General features: G+C 73.1%; 11 protein-coding genes. 10 read left to right on the top strand and 1 reads right to left on the bottom strand.

What is annotated here, in order from left to right:
• The first annotated feature begins 145 nt into the window (after nucleotides 1-145).
• The gene (locus ABD236_RS25920) at nucleotides 146-505 is read left to right on the top strand and encodes a TadE family type IV pilus minor pilin (protein WP_344077408.1); all 360 of its coding nucleotides are present in this window, start codon (nucleotides 146-148) and stop codon (nucleotides 503-505) included.
• Complete coding sequence (locus ABD236_RS35075) at nucleotides 502-1,155, top strand: Rv3654c family TadE-like protein (RefSeq protein WP_425543954.1); 654 nt, start codon at nucleotides 502-504, stop codon at nucleotides 1,153-1,155. Before ABD236_RS25920 ends, ABD236_RS35075 begins: the two co-directional genes overlap by 4 nt.
• Here ABD236_RS35075 and ABD236_RS25910 read toward each other — a convergent pair.
• Nucleotides 1,055-3,583, bottom strand: a complete 2,529-nt coding sequence (locus tag ABD236_RS25910) for a DEAD/DEAH box helicase (protein WP_344077406.1) — start codon at nucleotides 3,581-3,583, stop codon at nucleotides 1,055-1,057. The two genes, ABD236_RS35075 and ABD236_RS25910, sit on opposite strands and share 101 nt — an antisense overlap.
• Nucleotides 3,584-3,662: 79 nt before the next feature.
• Here ABD236_RS25910 and ABD236_RS25905 point away from each other — a divergent pair, with 79 nt between their 5' ends.
• The 8 genes from ABD236_RS25905 (at nucleotide 3,663) to tmk (ending at nucleotide 16,910) form a co-directional block, all read left to right on the top strand.
• Nucleotides 3,663-4,016: an STAS domain-containing protein gene (locus ABD236_RS25905; protein ID WP_344077404.1), complete on the top strand. Its 354-nt coding sequence runs from the start codon at nucleotides 3,663-3,665 to the stop codon at nucleotides 4,014-4,016.
• An 85-nt stretch (nucleotides 4,017-4,101) separates the two neighbouring features.
• The gene (locus ABD236_RS25900; protein ID WP_344077400.1) at nucleotides 4,102-4,545 is read left to right on the top strand and encodes an ATP-binding protein; all 444 of its coding nucleotides are present in this window, start codon (nucleotides 4,102-4,104) and stop codon (nucleotides 4,543-4,545) included.
• A gap of 249 nt (nucleotides 4,546-4,794) precedes the next feature.
• Nucleotides 4,795-7,188, top strand: a complete 2,394-nt coding sequence (locus tag ABD236_RS25895) for a sodium-translocating pyrophosphatase (protein WP_344077398.1) — start codon at nucleotides 4,795-4,797, stop codon at nucleotides 7,186-7,188.
• A 200-nt stretch (nucleotides 7,189-7,388) separates the two neighbouring features.
• Nucleotides 7,389-8,123 (top strand): small secreted protein, encoded by a 735-nt coding sequence (locus tag ABD236_RS25890; RefSeq protein WP_344077396.1) that lies wholly within the window; start codon nucleotides 7,389-7,391, stop codon nucleotides 8,121-8,123.
• 135 nt (nucleotides 8,124-8,258) lie between these two features.
• Nucleotides 8,259-9,782 (top strand): DUF7059 domain-containing protein, encoded by a 1,524-nt coding sequence (locus ABD236_RS25885; RefSeq protein WP_344077394.1) that lies wholly within the window; start codon nucleotides 8,259-8,261, stop codon nucleotides 9,780-9,782.
• Between the two features lie 314 nt (nucleotides 9,783-10,096).
• Entirely contained in the window at nucleotides 10,097-10,312 is a 216-nt protein-coding gene (locus ABD236_RS25880; protein ID WP_344077392.1) for a hypothetical protein, read from the top strand.
• A 270-nt stretch (nucleotides 10,313-10,582) separates the two neighbouring features.
• Entirely contained in the window at nucleotides 10,583-13,387 is a 2,805-nt protein-coding gene (gene topA / locus ABD236_RS25875) for a type I DNA topoisomerase (RefSeq protein ID WP_344077390.1), read from the top strand.
• 142 nt (nucleotides 13,388-13,529) lie between these two features.
• Complete coding sequence (gene tmk / locus ABD236_RS25870) at nucleotides 13,530-16,910, top strand: dTMP kinase (RefSeq protein WP_344077388.1); 3,381 nt, start codon at nucleotides 13,530-13,532, stop codon at nucleotides 16,908-16,910.
• Nucleotides 16,911-17,310: the final 400 nt, after the last annotated feature.

Genomic DNA, 17,310 nt, shown 5'->3' with positions numbered 1-17,310 from the left:
TGGGCTGGGCGGCACCGGGTCGGGTGGCGGGTTCGGGTCGGGCGGCGCCGGGCCGGATGGCACCGGATCGGGCGGCGCCGGGCCGAGGAGAAGGCGTCGGTGTCAGCCAGCAGGCGGGCGCGGTCTCCGGGCCGACTGGGGCTTCGTGACGGCCGAGGCGGCCGTGGTGATACCGGCGCTGGCCGCGTTCGCCCTGGCGCTGATGTGGGGGCTGATGGCGGCCGCAGCCAAGATCGAGTGCCTGGACGCGGCCCGCGCCGGGGCCCGGGCGGCCGCGAGGTCCGAGCCGGAACCGGCGGTGCTGGCCGCCGCCCGCTCGGCGGCCCCGTCCGGGGCGCGGGTCGAGCTGCGCCGGGACGGCGACCTGTGGCGCGTACGGGTGGAGGCCCCCACCCGGGGCCCCCGCGCGCTGGCCCTGACGCTGAGCGGGGACGCGGCGGCGCTGGCGGAGGACACGGTGGGGACGCCCGCGCTGGGGACGCCCGCGGTGGGGGAGGAGCGATGAGGCCGGGGGTGCGGGGTGGCCGTGCGGCGGCCGCCGGAGACCGCGGCTCGGCGTCCGTCTGGGTGGCGGTGGCCGCCTCCGCGCTCTGTGTGGTGTTCGCTGCCGTCCTCGCCCTCGGGCAGGCCGTGGCGGCCCGGCACCGGGCGGGTGGCGCGGCGGACCTGGCGGCACTGGCGGCGGCCGACCGGGCGCTGTGGGGGACGGCCGAGGCCTGTGCCGGCGCCCGCCGGGTCGCCGGGGCGCAGGGCGGTGAGGTGGTGCGGTGCACGGTGACGGGGGAGATCGCCGACGTGACCGTACGGGCGAGGTTCGGCCCGTACGCCCCGGAGGTCAGGTCCCGTGCGGGACCGGCGGCTCCTCCGCCGTACCGGTACCGGCCACTGGGCCAGGGCCCACCGGAGCTCCCGGCACCTGCGGCTCCGGCGCCTCCCGGCCCGGCGCCTCCCGGCCCGGCGCCTCCCGGCCCGGCGCCTCCCGGCCCGGCGCCACTCGCTCCGGCGCCACCCGCTCCGGGACCGCCCGGCCCGGGACCACTCGCTCCAGGGCCGGCTAGTCCCGCGTCTCCCCCTCCGGCGCCGCCCCCTCCGGCATCCCCCGCTGCGCCGTCCCCTGCTCCGGCGCCTCCGGCGCCTCCCGCAGCAGTTCCGTAAGGAGCCGCAGTGCGCCGCGTTTGTGGAGGGGTTCGTTGCCGTTGCCGCACTTGGGGGACTGGACGCAGGACGGGCAGCCCGCCTCGCACTCGCAGGCGGCGATGGCCTCGCGGGTCGCGGTCAGCCACTCCCGCGCGGTGTGGAAGGCGCGCTCCGCGAACCCGGCGCCGCCCGGGTGGCCGTCGTACACGAAGACCGTCGGCAGCAGGGTGTCCGGGTGCAGCGGGACGGAGACGCCGCCGATGTCCCAGCGGTCGCAGGTGGCGAAGAGCGGCAGCATGCCGATGGAGGCGTGCTCGGCGGCGTGCAGGGCGCCGCCGAGGATCTCCGGGTTGATCCGGGCGGCGTCGAGCTGGTCCTCGGTGACCGTCCACCACACGGCCCGGGTGCGCAGGGTGCGGGGCGGCAGGTCCAGTTTGGTCTCGCCGAGCACCTCGCCGGTGATGAGTCTGCGACGCAGGAAGGAGACGACCTGGTTGGTGACCTCGACGGAGCCGTAGCAGAGGCGGCCGGCTCCCCAGGGGATCTCGGTGTCGGTGTCGAGTACGGAGATGGAGGTGGTGTCACGGGCGACGGTCGAATAGGGCGGACTGGCCTCCTCGACGAGGGCGACCGAGCCGTCGGGGTCGTCCAGGTCCAGACGCTTCACCAGGTACGTACGGCCCTGGTGGAGGTGGACGGCGCCGTCGTGGACGGCGGTGTGGGCGGCGGACGCGTCGACCGTGCCGAGCAGCCGTCCCGTGGACGCCTCGACGATCTGGACCGGGCGGCCCCCCTGGCCCCGGATGTCGGCGAGGTCGGCGGCCCGCTCGCGGCGGGTCCAGTGCCAGCCCGAGGCCCGGCGTCGGAGCAGCTTCGCGGCCTCCAGCTGCGGCAGCAGCCCGGGGCTCGCCGGACCGAACAGCTCCAGGTCGGTCTCGGTGAGCGGCAGCTCGGCGGCGGCCGCGCACAGGTGCGGGGCGAGGACGTAGGGGTTGTCCGGGTCGAGCACGGTCGACTCGACGGGCTGGCGGAACAGCGCCTCGGGGTGGTGGACGAGATAGGTGTCCAGCGGGTCGTCCCGGGCGACCAGGATCGCCAGCGCGCCCTCGCCCGACCGCCCGGCCCGCCCCGCCTGCTGCCACAGCGAGGCCCGGGTGCCCGGGTAGCCGGAGATGACCACGGCGTCCAGGCCGGACACGTCGATGCCGAGCTCCAGGGCGGAGGTGGCGGCGAGGCCGAGGAGCTCGCCGGAGTGCAGGGCCTGCTCCAGGGCCCGGCGCTCCTCGGGGAGGTAGCCGCCCCGGTAGGCGGCGACGCGGCGGGCGAGGGCGCGGTCCACCTCGTACAGCCGCTCCTGGGCGATCACGGCGGTGAGCTCGGCGCCGCGCCGGGAGCGGACGAAGGCGACCGTGCGCACTCCCTGGACGGCCAGGTCGGTGAGGAGGTCGGCGGTCTCGGCGGTGGCGGTGCGGCGGACCGGGGCGCCCTTCTCGCCGAGGAGGTCGGTGAGCGGCGGCTCCCACAGGGCGAAGACCAGTTCGCCGCGCGGGGAGGCGTCGTCGGCGACCTCGACGACGGGCAGGCCGGTGAGCCGGCGCGCGGCCACGGAGGGCTGGGCGGCGGTGGCGGAGGCGAGGAGGAAGACGGGGTCCGCGCCGTAGCGGGCGCACAGCCGGCGCAGGCGCCGCAGGACCTGGGCGACGTGGGAGCCGAAGACGCCACGGTAGGTGTGGCACTCGTCGATGACGACATAGCGCAGCGCGCGCAGGAAGGAGGACCACCTGGGGTGGCCGGGGAGTATGCCCAGGTGCAGCATGTCCGGATTGGTGAGGACGTAGTTGGCGTACTGGCGCACCCATTCGCGTTCCTCGACCGGCGTGTCGCCGTCGTAGACGGCGGGGCGGATCGCGTGGCCCAGGGGCTGGGCGAGGGCCTTCACCGAGCGCCGCTGGTCGGCCGCCAGGGCCTTGGTGGGGGCCAGGTAGAGGGCGGTGGCGCCGCGTCCGTTCGGGGCCTCGGAGCCGTCCAGGAGCGTGCTGAGGACCGGGGCGAGGTAGGCCAGCGACTTGCCCGACGCGGTGCCGGTGGCGATCACGACGGACTCGCCGTCCAGGGCGTGCTCGGCGGCCTTCGCCTGGTGCTCCCAGGGGTGCTCCGCACCGGCCCGCTGAATGGCGTTGATCACTTCCGGGCGGATGCGGTGCGGCCAGACTGCATGCCGACCCTCACGTGGGGGCAAGTGCTCCGTATGAGTGATGCGCGCAGCCCGGTCCGCTCCCGAGGCGAGCCGGTGCAGGACCGTGCCCGGGTCGGGTCGTTCACCCGTGCCCGTGGCGGGTGTTCTGGGGCGGAGATTCCTGGCCATCGGCACCGAGTGTGTCACTGGCGTGACGGACAATGGGCCCAAGGCGTCGTGCATGGCTGCTGGTAAGTGATTGAATGCCATCGCGGCTGGCGATCCGTTCTCTGGCTCCGCCGGGGAGACTCAGGGGGCGGCCGCTCGATAGCAAGGTGCTGGAGGATCCGTGGACCTGTCCCTGTCGACTCGCAATGTGTCCGGCCCTGGTGGCGACCGTACGGTCGTCGAGGTCGGTGGCGAGATTGATGTGTATACCGCGCCCAAGCTGCGCGAGCAGTTGGTCGAGTTGGTGAACGACGGCAGCTACCACCTGGTTGTCGACATGGAGGGCGTGGACTTCCTCGACTCCACCGGCCTGGGCGTGCTCGTGGGCGGACTCAAGCGTGTCCGCGCCCACGAGGGCTCTCTGCGGCTCGTCTGCAACCAGGAGCACATTCTGAAGATCTTCCGGATCACCGGGCTCACCAAGGTGTTCCCGATCCATGGCTCGGTCGACGAGGCCGTCAACGCCACTGACTGACGGCTCCGGAGGAAGGACAGGGGCACCGGGCCCTTCACGGCCCGGGGCCCCTGACAAGCACGCCCGTACGTCCGAGGGGGATCGCATGGCCACCGTTGAACTCCGCTTCAGCGCCCAGCCCGAACACGTCCGGACGGCCCGCCTGGTGGCGGCCGCCGTGGCGCGCCGAGCCGGGGTGGACGAGGCGGTCCTCGACGAGGTCAGGCTCGCTGTCGGCGAGGCGTGCAGCCGTGCTGTGGGGCTGCACCGCGCGTACGGGGTGACGGCGCCGGTGCGCGTCGTGCTGACCGAGGAGGAGAAGGCGTTCTCCATCGAGGTCGGGGACGAGGTGCCCGGTCCGGGTTCCGGGGGTGCCGCGCCGGGCGTGCGCGGTGCCGCGCCCGAGGACGAGCCGGACGACGGCGGGGAGGACGGGATGGGCCTCGCGGTCATCAGCGGCCTCGTCGACGACGTGGAGGTCACTTCGGACGACTCCGGCGGGGTCATCCGTATGACCTGGCCGATCACCGGGGCGACCGCCGAGCCCTGACCGACCTCTCACCACCCCGTGAACAGGCCCTGCTGAGCAGGGCCTTTTTCATTTTTGGCGATTATTCTCTAGATCGTTGATCAGCCGTCAATGCTTTTGCCCCATTACCGCTTTCGGGGGCCTTTTCGTGGCGCGATCATTTGCTGATGAGCGACTGAAGGTCAATTCCGCTGGCCGCGCCCTGTTTTGATCGTGTTCCGCTCCCTACAATCCGTCCACATCTTGAGCTCTGAACGTCAAGGAGGACGAATGGCGGGGCTCTTCAACCCACAAGAACTCGATCACCCCACTTCACTCGCGGCCGCGGTTCTGACCGACGACAACCGGTTGATCGTGATCGTCATCGCGGCCGTGGCCCTCGCGGCCCTGGTCGTGGCCCAACTGCTGGTCCGCCAGGTGCTGGCGGCCGGCGAGGGCAGCGAGTCGATGAAGAAGATCGCGGCAGCCGTACAGGAAGGCGCGAATGCCTATCTGGCCCGGCAGCTGCGCACTCTCGGCGTCTTCGCCGTCGTGGTGTTCTTCCTGCTCTTCCTGCTGCCGGCCGACAACTGGTCGCAGCGCGCGGGCCGGTCTGCCTTCTTCCTGATCGGCGCGCTCTTCTCGGCGACGACCGGATACGTCGGCATGCGACTGGCCGTACGCGCGAATGTGCGCGTGGCGGCCGCCGCCCGTGAGGCGACCCCCGCGGAAGGCGCACCTGAAAAAGATCTCACGGCCGTTTCGCACAAAGCCATGAAGATCGCTTTCCGTACGGGCGGCGTGGTCGGCATGTTCACGGTGGGCCTCGGCCTGCTGGGTGCCTCCTGCGTCGTCCTGGTCTACGCCGCGGACGCCCCCAAGGTGCTGGAAGGCTTCGGCCTCGGCGCCGCGCTGATCGCCATGTTCATGCGTGTCGGCGGCGGCATCTTCACCAAGGCGGCGGACGTCGGCGCCGACCTCGTCGGCAAGGTGGAACAGGGCATTCCGGAGGATGACCCGAGGAACGCCGCCACCATCGCCGACAACGTGGGCGACAACGTCGGCGACTGCGCGGGCATGGCGGCGGACCTCTTCGAGTCCTACGCCGTGACCCTGGTCGCCGCACTGATCCTCGGCAAGGCGGCCTTCGGCGACTCGGGCCTCGCCTTCCCGCTGATCGTTCCGGCGATCGGCGTGGTCACCGCGATGATCGGCATCTTCGCGGTCGCCCCGCGGCGCGCCGACCGCAGCGGGATGTCCGCCATCAACCGCGGCTTCTTCATCTCCGCGGTGATCTCCCTCACCCTGGTGGCGGCGGCGGTCTTCATCTATCTGCCGTCCACGTACGCCGAGTTGGACGGGGTCACCGACTCCGCCATCAAGTCGCACGACGGCGACCCGCGGATCCTGGCGCTGGTCGCGGTGGCCATCGGCATCGTGCTCGCCGCGGTCATCCAGCAGCTGACGGGGTACTTCACCGAGACCACCCGGCGCCCCGTCCGCGACATCGGCAAGTCGTCGCTCACGGGCCCCGCGACGGTCGTCCTGGCGGGTATCTCCATCGGCCTGGAGTCGGCGGTCTACACGGCCCTGCTGATCGGTCTGAGCGTCTACGGGGCCTTCCTGCTGGGCGGCACCTCGATCATGCTGGCGCTGTTCGCGGTGGCGCTGGCCGGTACCGGTCTGCTCACCACGGTCGGCGTGATCGTCGCCATGGACACCTTCGGCCCGGTCTCCGACAACGCCCAGGGCATCGCCGAGATGTCCGGCGACGTCGAGGGCGCCGGCGCCCAGGTCCTCACCGACCTGGACGCCGTCGGCAACACCACCAAGGCCATCACCAAGGGCATCGCCATCGCCACCGCGGTCCTCGCGGCGGCGGCGCTGTACGGCTCGTACCGCGACGCCATCGCCACCGCGGTGAACGACGTGGGCGCCAAGGGCAGCGAGATGACGCTCAGCATGGACATCTCCCAGCCCAACAACCTGGTGGGTCTGATGCTGGGCGCGGCCGTCGTCTTCCTGTTCTCGGGCCTCGCGATCAACGCGGTGTCCCGGTCGGCGGGCGCGGTGGTCTTCGAGGTGCGGCGGCAGTTCCGCGAGCACCCCGGGATCATGGACTACAGCGAGCAGCCGGAGTACGGCCGAGTCGTCGACATCTGTACGAAGGACGCGCTCCGCGAGCTGGCAACCCCCGGCTTGCTCGCGGTGCTGGCGCCCATCGCGGTCGGCTTCACGTTCGGCGTCGGCGCGCTCGGCGCGTACCTCGCGGGCGCGATCGGCACCGGCACGCTGATGGCCGTCTTCCTCGCCAACTCCGGTGGCGCGTGGGACAACGCCAAGAAGATGGTCGAGGACGGCAACTTCGGCGGCAAGGGCAGTGAGGCCCATGCCGCCACCGTCATCGGCGACACGGTGGGCGACCCGTTCAAGGACACCGCGGGCCCGGCCATCAACCCGCTGCTGAAGGTGATGAACCTGGTGGCGCTTCTGATCGCCCCCGCGATCGTCAAGTTCAGCTACGGGGCGGACGCCAGCCCCGCCGTGCGCGCGGTCGTGGCGGTGCTGGCCATGGCCGTCATCGTCGGCGCGGTCTACGTCTCCAAGCGCCGCGGAGTGGCGGTGGGTGACGAGGGAAACCACGAGATGGCCGCCAAGTCCCCTGACCCGGCGGTCGTTTCGTAGCGGCAGCGCGACAAGGACGGGCGGGCGGTGCGGATTGACGCACCGTCCGCCCCTCTCTTTGGGTCGGCAGCCGGGTCGTGAGCCTTGTCTCCCTTGGTGCAAATGGCTGCAAATACGAGCAGATCAGACGTACGGCACGCGGTTGTCGCCCACTTGGCGTGTATGTTCCGGGGCCGAGAGCCTTGGAAGGGACCGATCCGGTGAACAAGAAGCTTGCGGCCGCACTGTCCGGCGGCGCGGTACTGGTGCTCGCACTGTCGGGTTGCGGCGACGACGACTCCGACAAGAAGGTGAACGACTGGGCCAAGACCTTCTGCGACCAGGCCCAGCCGCAGATCAAGAAGATCACGGACGCCAACGCCGCCATCGAGAAGCAGACGGCCGACGAGAGCAAGCCGGCCGACGTCCAGAAGACCGACTCGACTGCCTTCCAGCAGATCTCCGACGCGTACAAGTCGCTTGCCGGCAGCCTCGACAAGGCCGGCGTGCCGCCCGTCAAGGACGGCGACAAGACGCAGCAGGAGGCGGTCAAGGAGCTGACCGCGTCGTCCACCTCGTACGCCGACCTCAAGAAGAAGGTCGACGCGCTCGACACCGGCGACCAGGCGAAGTTCGCCGACGGCCTCAAGGGCGTCGCCGACCAGCTGAACACCATCAGCAAGAGCAGCGACGACGCCCTCAAGAGGCTGGAGTCCGGCGACCTCGGCAAGGCCATGCAGAAGCAGCCCGGCTGCCGCAAGCAGAACGCCTCCGCGCCCTCCTCGGCCTCGCCCGCCGCCGGCGGCGACGCCTCCAAGCAGGCCTCACCCTCGGGCTCGGCCTCGCAGTCGGCCAAGCCGTCCGGGTCGGCGAAGCCCTCGGAGTCCGCCAAGGCCTCGGAGTCGGCGAAGCCCTCCGACTCGGCCAAGCCGTCGTCCTCGTCGAGCGGCGAGTAGCCCCCGGGCCGCGGCGGCCGAGCAGCACCGGACCGCGGCGGCCCCACCGCGCGCGAAGCGCCCTTTCGGACGGCCCGGACCCATGTGGGTGCCGGGCCGTGGGTGTTTGTCAGTGCCAGCCGCCACAATGGCGGGGTGAGTACGACCAGTGTTTCCGCCACCTCGCCCGCCGGCCTGCCCGTGCCCGACCGCGCCGCCCGGCTGCGCGACGCCCTGCTCGCGGCCGACTTCACCGCCGACGGCCTGCTCGACCTGCTCGGCGCCCCCGCCTACGCGGCGCTGGCCCGCAGCGAGACCGTGCCCGCCCTGCGGGCCACGCGGGGCGACGCGCCGCTCGACACGCTCGTACGGCTGTTCCTGCTCCAGCAGCCCGTGGCGTACGAGCGCGCCAGAGCGGCCCTGCCGGGCGACGAGGCCTTGGAGGACGGCTGGCTCGTCCGGACGGGCGACGAGGTGCGCGCCACCGTTGACGTGCGTCCGTACGGCGGCCCCGAGGGCGAGGACTGGTTCATCGTCTCCGACCTCGGCTGCGCGGTCGGTGGCGCGGGCGGGGCGAGCGGGCGCGACGAGGGCATGGTCCTCGGCGTCGGCGGCGCCTCCACCACGCTCGCCGGGCTCACCGTGCGCACCCCGGTGGCCTCCGCCCTGGACCTGGGCACCGGCTCCGGCATCCAGGCGCTGCACGCGGCGCAGCATGCCACCCGGGTCACCGCCACCGACCTCAACCCGCGCGCGCTCGCCTTCACCCGGCTCACCCTCGCCCTGTCCGGCGCGCCCGAGGCGGAGCTGCGCGAGGGCTCGCTCTACGAGCCGGTCGGCTCCGAGACGTTCGACCTGATCGTGTCCAACCCGCCGTTCGTCATCTCCCCGGGCGCCCGCCTCACGTACCGCGACGGCGGCATGGGCGGGGACGACCTGTGCCGCACGCTCGTCCAGCAGGCGGGAGACCGGCTGAACGAGGGTGGATACGCGCAGTTCCTCGCCAACTGGCAGCACGTGGAGGGCGAGGAGTGGCAGGAGCGGCTGCGCTCCTGGGTGCCGCGCGGCTGCGACGCCTGGATCGTGCAGCGCGAGGTCCAGGACGTCACGCAGTACGCGGAGCTGTGGCTCAGGGACGCCGGCGACCACCGCACCGGCCCCGAGGCCTACGCGGAGCGGTACGAGGCGTGGCTCGACGAGTTCGAGGCGCGCAGGACGAAGGCGATCGGCTTCGGCTGGATCACGCTGCACAAGTCGGGGTCCGAGCAGCCCTCGGTCACCGTCGAGGAGTGGCCGCACCCGGTCGAGCAGCCGCTCGGAGAGGCCATCCGGGCGCACTTCGCCCGCCAGGAGTATCTGCGCACCCACGACGACGCGGCCCTGCTCGGCGACCGGTTTCGGCTCGCCGACGAGGTGGTGCAGGAGCAGGTCGGGCTGCCGGGCGCCGAGGACCCGGAGCACGTGGTGCTGCGGCAGAACCGGGGCATGCGCCGGGCGACCACCGTGGACACCGTCGGCGCGGGCTTCGCGGGCGTCTGCGACGGCCAGTTGGACGCCGGCCGGATCCTGGACGCCATCGCCCAGCTGCTCGGGGAGGACCCGGTCCGGCTGCGCGACCGCACCCCCGAGTCGATCCGGATGCTGGTCGGCCAGGGCTTTTTGGAGCCGGTCGGGGAGTGACGCGTGCGCCGCTGGGCCGCCGCCGGGACGGGCGCGCGCGAAGGGGCGGCGTACGACAGGTGAGGTAGGGGCGCTCCGGCATGCGGCGGGGGCGCCCCGGCGGAAGCCGTCGGCGGCGGGGAGGGAAAACAAGGGTGTGAATTCGGCCAACCCCGCCGGAGTCCACCGCGCCCCGCCGCACCACCCGTCCCAGCCGCCCGCCCGAGGCACAACCGCCCCAACACGCCCGGAGGCCCCGCAGTGGGCCGGATGGAGGGGTGGCCGTTCACCTGGAGTTCGCCGGGGCTCCTCCCGCGGGTGCCAGGATCCGCGCCATGAACGGGATGGGTGGGGCGGAGGCCGGTCCGGCCGTGTTCGCGGGGACGGTTTTCGTCCTGTTCGGCGGCGCGCTGCTGCTGTGGACGGGGGCCCGGCTGCGGCACGGGGCGCCGGTGGCGGACGGCGCGGGGCCGCTGGCCTCGGCGGTGCTGGCCGTCTTCTTCGGCGCGGTCCTCCTGCTCGCCGGGGTGTGGTGCTTCACACGCCTGTGAGCTCCGGCGGTGCCCTCGCGCGCGCCGCGGCCCGCCGTGGCGCCGCGCCGGGCCGGACGGGCTCGTGCCCAGGTCGCCGCTGGGACGAAACGCTTTTCAGAACGGATCGGGACGGTCCAGGCGGCAGACTCGCCGTAAGTCGGGTTACCGTTCGAGTGGCCGCTGCGGGCTTTTGCTGTTTGACACGGGGGCGGGTTGTACCGTCACACTCCGCAGCGACCGTACAGCTCGTACGTGCCACCCGAGTGCCGACCGGAGAGAAGAGCGAAGTTGTCCCCGACCAGCGAGACCGCAAAGGGCGGCCGCCGACTCGTCATCGTCGAGTCTCCTGCCAAGGCGAAGACGATCAAGGGCTACCTGGGCCCCGGTTATGTCGTCGAGGCGAGCGTCGGGCACATCCGCGACCTCCCGAACGGCGCCGCCGAGGTGCCCGACAAGTACACCGGCGAGGTGCGCCGCCTCGGCGTGGACGTCGAGCATGACTTCCAGCCCATCTATGTCGTCAACGCCGACAAGAAGGCCCAGGTCAAGAAGCTGAAGGACCTGCTGGCCGAGTCGGACGAGCTCTTCCTCGCCACCGATGAGGACCGCGAGGGCGAGGCCATCGCGTGGCACCTCCAGGAAGTCCTCAAGCCCAAGGTCCCGGTCCACCGGATGGTCTTCCACGAGATCACCAAGGACGCCATCCGGGACGCCGTCGCCAACCCGCGCGAGCTCAACCAGCGCATGGTCGACGCCCAGGAGACCCGCCGCATCCTCGACCGCCTCTACGGCTACGAGGTCTCGCCGGTGCTGTGGAAGAAGGTCATGCCGAGGCTCTCGGCGGGCCGCGTCCAGTCGGTGGCGACCCGGCTCGTGGTGGAGCGGGAACGCGAGCGCATCGCTTTTCGTTCTGCTGAGTACTGGGACCTGACCGGGACGTTCTCCACCGGCCGGGCGGGCGACGCCTCCGACCCGTCCTCGCTGGTGGCACGGCTCGCGTCGGTCGACGGCCGCCGGGTGGCGCAGGGCCGCGACTTCGGTCCCGACGGAAAACTGAAGAGCGACGTCCTCCACCTCGACGAGACCAACGCCAGGGCACTGGCCGCCGCCCTCGCCGACTCGGCCTTCGCCGTGCGCTCGGTCGAGTCCAAGCCCTACCGCCGCTCGCCGTACGCCCCGTTCCGTACGACGACCCTCCAGCAGGAGGCCTCCCGCAAGCTCGGCTTCGGGGCCAAGGCCACCATGCAGGTAGCCCAGAAGCTGTACGAGAACGGCTTCATCACCTATATGCGTACGGACTCCACCACGCTCTCCGAGACCGCGGTCTCGGCGGCCCGTGCGCAGGTCACGCAGCTGTACGGCGCGGACTACCTCCCGGAGAAGCCGCGTACGTACGCCGGGAAGGTCAAGAACGCGCAGGAGGCGCACGAGGCGATCCGTCCGTCGGGTGATCGTTTCCGCACCCCCGCGGAGACCGGTCTGACCGGCGACCAGTTCCGGCTCTACGAGCTGATCTGGAAGCGGACGGTCGCCTCCCAGATGAAGGACGCGACGGGCAACTCCGTCACCGTGAAGATCGCGGGCCGGGCGAGCGACGGGCGGGACGCGGAGTTCACCGCGTCCGGCAAGACGATCACCTTCCACGGCTTCATGAAGGCCTACGTCGAGGGCGCCGACGACCCGAACGCGGAGCTGGACGACCGCGAGCGGCGGCTGCCCCAGGTCGCCGAGGGCGACGCGCTGTCGGCCCAGGAGATCACCGCGGACGGCCACGCGACCAAGCCGCCGGCCCGCTACACCGAGGCCTCCCTGGTCAAGGAGCTCGAAGAGCGCGAGATCGGCCGTCCGTCGACGTACGCGTCGATCATCGGCACGATCCTCGACCGCGGCTATGTCTTCAAGAAGGGCACGGCCCTGGTGCCGTCCTTCCTGAGCTTCGCCGTCGTCAACCTGCTGGAGAAGCACTTCGGCCGGCTGGTCGACTACGACTTCACCGCGCGCATGGAGGACGACCTCGACCGCATCGCGCGCGGCGAGGCCCAGTCGGTGCCGTGGCTCAAGCGCTTCTACTTCGGCGAGGGCGAGGCCGGCGCGGGCGCCGCCTCCGACGCCGGGAACGGCGACGGGGACCACCTCGGCGGCCTCAAGGAGCTGGTGACGGACCTCGGCGCGATCGACGCGCGAGAGATCTCGTCCTTCCCCGTCGGCAGCGGGATCGTGCTGCGCGTCGGGCGGTACGGGCCGTACATCGAGCGCGGGGAGAAGGACGCCGAGGGCCACCAGCGCGCCGACGTGCCCGAGGACCTGGCACCCGACGAGCTGACGGTGGAGCTCGCGGAGGAGCTGCTGGCCAAGCCGAGCGGCGACTTCGAGCTGGGCGCGGACCCGGTGAGCGGCCACCAGATCGTGGCGAAGGACGGCCGGTACGGGCCGTATGTCACCGAGATCCTGCCCGAGGGCACCCCGAAGACGGGCAAGAACGCGGTGAAGCCGCGCACCGCCTCGCTCTTCAAGACGATGTCCCTGGACACGGTCACGCTCGAGGACGCGCTGAAGCTGATGTCGCTGCCGCGCGTGGTGGGCGCCGACGCCGAGGGCGTCGAGATCACCGCGCAGAACGGGCGGTACGGGCCGTATCTGAAGAAGGGCACGGACTCGCGCTCGCTGGAGTCGGAGGACCAGCTCTTCTCCATCACCCTGGAAGAGGCGCTGGCGATCTACGCGCAGCCGAAGGCGCGCGGCCGCGCCGCCGCCAAGCCGCCGCTCAAGGAGCTCGGCACCGACCCGGTCAGCGAGAAGCCGGTCGTCGTGAAGGACGGGCGCTTCGGTCCGTACGTCACGGACGGCGAGACCAACGCGACCCTGCGGACCGGCGACAGCGTGGAGGACATCACTCCGGAGCGCGGCTACGAGCTGCTCGCCGAGAAGCGGGCCAAGGGCCCCGCCAAGAAGACGGCGAAGAAGGCCACGGCCAAGAAGGCACCCGCGAAGAAGACCGCGGCGAAGAAGACGGCCGCCAAGAAGACCGCGGCCACGGCCAAGAAGGCTCCGGCCAAGAAGACGGCCGCGAAGAAGACGGCCGCGGCCGAGTAGGCGCCACAGGCGCTGACAGCGCCGAAACGACGCCGAGTACGCGGCCGGGGGTGATGCCCCCGGCCGCGTCCCGGTGAGCGGATCCCGCCCGTATGTTCGGGCGGCCCCTCGGGGATCTGGGCGCTCCGGATAGGCTGGGCGGATGACGCGAGCCGAGCATCCCCAGAGCTCCGAAGGCGTAGGAGCGACCCCCACGGTCGTGAGCCCCGTCTCCGACGCCCTAGCCGCCGACTCACGCGAGCGCGCCGTCCGGGCCCTGTTGCGCATCCCGCCGCTCAGGCGGTTGTGGAGCGCGCAGTTCGTCGGCGGTGTCGGCGACGCCCTCGCCGTACTCGTCCTCCTGCTGCTCGCCCTGCAGGCGGCGGTCTCGGAGGACGCCCTCGGCGGTGGCTACCGGGGCGCGGCCTTCGCCGTGGCCGCGGTGCTCGGCGCCCGGGCCCTCGCGACGTTCCTCTTCGGGGCGGTCCTGCTCGGACCCGTCTCCGCGCTGACCGCGCCCAGCGGTCCCCTCGACCGGCGCTGGACGATGGTCGGGGCGGACGGCCTGCGCGCCGCGCTGCTGATCATCGCGCCGCTGTGGATCGACTGGACCCCCGACAACGCGCTGTTCTTCCTGCTGGGCACGGCCTTCGTGGCCGGGGGTGCGGAGCGGTTCTGGACGGTGTGCAAGGAGAGCGCGGCGCCCGCGCTGCTGCCCGCGCCCCCGCTGGAGGGCGCCGCCGTGCGCCCCCTGCCGGACCATCTGGACGCGCTGCGGCGCCTGTCGCTGCGTACGACGTTCGCCTCCGTGCCGACAGCGGCCGCCGCCCTGCTGGTGGCCGCGCTGGTGAGCATGGGGCTCGGCAAGGGCGTCGACTGGTTCTCGCTGCACCAGGCCGCCCTCGGCTCGTATGTGGCGGCCGGGCTCTTCGCCGCGTCCGTCTCCGTATTGGTGCTGCTGGAGCTCCCGGACTCCCCGACCCCGCGCGCCCGCTCGCCCCTGGAGGGCCTGCGCAGGCCCTCGACCGGCGCGGGCCCCGACAAGGGCCGTACGGGCGCGGTGCCGCTGCTCGTCCTGGCCTGCGGGTCGGTCGCGGGCGCCGTCGCCGCCGCCGCGGCCGTCGCCGTACTGCACGCCGCCGACCTGGACGGCGGCCCGGCCTCGTTCGCGCTGCTGGTCCTGGCGCTGGTGGGCGGCACGGGCGTCGGCGTCCGGGTGGCGCCCAAGGTGCTGCCGGTGCTGTCGCGGCGCCGGCTGCTCGCGCTCGCGATCGCCGTCACGGGTGTCGCGCTGCTCGCGATGGGCCTGGTGCCGGACACGGCGACCGTGCTGTTCATCGCGCTGGCCGCCGGTCTCGCGGCCGGTGTCGCCGCCAACAGCGGCCACACGCTGATCGACCAGGAGACCGAGGAGTACCGCCGGGCCCGCACCACCGACCACCTCCAGGCGGTCGCCCGGGTCGCGATCGGCCTCGGCGCGATCCTCGCCCCGCTGGTCGCCGCCGCCATCGGCCCGCACCGGCTCGCGGGCGACGGGTTCGTCTTCGCGCACGGCGGCGCCGGCTTCACGCTGATGCTGGCCGGCGCGCTGCTGCTGCCGGTCGCCGCGGTCGTCCTGGCCAAGACCGACGACCGGCAGGGCGTGCCGCTGCGGCGCGATCTGCGGGACGCGGTGCGCGGCGCCGACCCGGCCCAGGCCCCGGCCGCCACCGGCTTCTTCATCGCTCTGGAGGGCGGCGACGGCGCGGGCAAGTCGACGCAGGCGCAGGCGCTGGCCGAGTGGATAAGGGCCAAGGGCCACGAGGTCGTGGTGACCCGTGAGCCGGGCGCGACCCCGGTCGGCAAGCGGCTGCGCTCGATCCTGCTCGACGTCTCCAGCGCCGGGCTCTCCAACCGCGCGGAGGCCCTGCTGTACGCGGCGGACCGCGCCGAGCACATCGACTCGCTGGTCCGCCCCGCCCTGGAGCGCGGCGCGATCGTCATCTCGGACCGCTACATCGACTCCTCCGTCGCCTACCAGGGCGCCGGCCGCGATCTGTCGCCGACCGAGATCGCCCGGATCAACCGCTGGGCGACCGGCGGTCTCGTACCGCACCTGACGGTGCTCCTCGACGTGGCGCCGGAGACCGCCCGCGAGCGGTTCACGGAGGCGCCGGACCGGCTGGAGTCGGAGCCGCCCGAGTTCCACGCGCGCGTACGTGCCGGGTTCCTCACCCTCGCCGCCGCCGACCCGTCCCGCTACCTGGTGGTGGACGCGGGCCAGGAGCCCGAGGCGGTCACCACCGTCGTACGCCACCGGCTCGACCAGGTGCTGCCGCTCTCCGAGGCCGAGGTGAAGGCCCAGGAGGAGGCGCGCAAGGCGGCCGAGGAGGAGGCCCGGCGCAGGGCCGAGGAAGAGGCCGCGCGCAAGGCCGAGGAGGAGCGCCTGGAGCGCGAGCGCCAGGCGCAGCTCGCCAAGCTGCGCGCCGAGGAGGAGGAGCGCAAGCGGCGCGAGCTGGAGGAGGCGCGCCGCCGCGAGGAGGAGCGCCAGGCCGAGGAGGCCCGGGCGCGGGCCGAGGAGGCCAGGCGCCTCGCCGAGGAGGAGCGTGTCCGGCGCGAGGCGGAGGCCAAGGCCGCCGCCGCCGAGCAGGAGCGGTTGCGCAAGGAGCACGAGGAGCAGGCCCGGCTGCGCGCCGAGGCCGAGGAGCGCCGCCTGGAGAAGCAGCGCAAGGCCGAGGAGGCGCTGCGGCGGGCGGAGGAGGCCCGGCGCCTGGCGGAGGCGGCGACCGCCGCGGCCGCCGCAGCGGCGACGGCCACGGCCGCCACCGCGTCTCCCTCTGCCCCGGCCCCGGCCGCTGCCAAGGACGCGGCGGGCACGTCGGCCGCGCCTGCTTCGGCCACGCGCGCGAAGCGGAAGCCCGTGGGGGAGTCGGCCTCCGAGGTGACGGTGCCGACGCCCGTCGTGGACCCGTCCGCGGACCCCTCTGCGGGTCCGTCCGTGGACCCGTCCGTGAACCCGTCCGCGGACCCCGAGGTGAGCCCCAACGAGGTCACGCAGGAAGTCCGGGTGCCGGGCAAGGCCGCCCCGGACTCCGCCGAGACCACGGTGCTGCCGCAGGTCCCGGCCGATGCCGAGGAGACGACGGTGCTGCCGTCCGTGAAGGACGCGGACGAGACGACCGTGCTGCCGCCTGTACGGGAGGGGGCGCGGGGCGCCGACGCCGACGCCGACGCCGACGAGACGACGGTGCTGCCGTCCGTGCGGGAGGCGGCGGGTTCGGGCTCGGCGCGGGACGCGGACCGCTTCCCGCCGGGGATCTTCCGCGACGAGCAGCAGCCTGAGCGCCCGAACGAGCGGACGCGCGAGCTGCCGCAGGTCGACCCCCAGCAACTGGGCGCCGAGCCCGGGGCGGGTCGGGAGCCGGAGGCGGAGCGGGGCCGTCGGCCCAGGCGGCGTTCGGACTGGGCGGAGGAGACCCCCCTGGACGATCTCCCCACCCTCGCTGACGAACTGCTCGGGCCGCACCCGGACGAGGACGACGACCGCAGGGGGCGCCGCCGCTGACGTGGGGGCGGGTCACGGCTGCCGGACCCGCTGGCTTGGCCGCCGCTGACCTGCGGGCGGCCGGGGCACGGTGGTTGGTTCCGCTGGGGGCGGGGCCGTGATCTGCGGGCAGGTCGCCGCTGTCGGTCCTGGCGGGGTCGCCGCGCCGCTGACGTGTGGGCGGGTCACGGCTGCCGGGCCCGCTGGCTTGGCCGCCGCTGACCTGTGGGCGGCCGGGTCACGGCTGTTGGTTCCGCCGGGGTCGTCGGCGGTGGCCTGCGGGCGGGGCGCGGCCGCTGGTTCCGCCGCTGCCGCAGCCCGTGACCTGTGACCGGGTCACCGTCGTTGACCTGCGGGAAGGCCGCCCTGAGCGGGATTGTCCGACCCCTCCCTCACAATGGGGTCGTAGCGGGGACGTACG

This window comes from Streptomyces crystallinus, from assembly GCF_039521265.1.
In the GTDB taxonomy this organism is placed as follows: Bacteria; Actinomycetota; Actinomycetes; order Streptomycetales; family Streptomycetaceae; genus Streptomyces; species Streptomyces crystallinus.
Note: the sequence above shows the minus strand (reverse complement) of the source record. Positions and strands in the feature narration are given on the sequence as shown.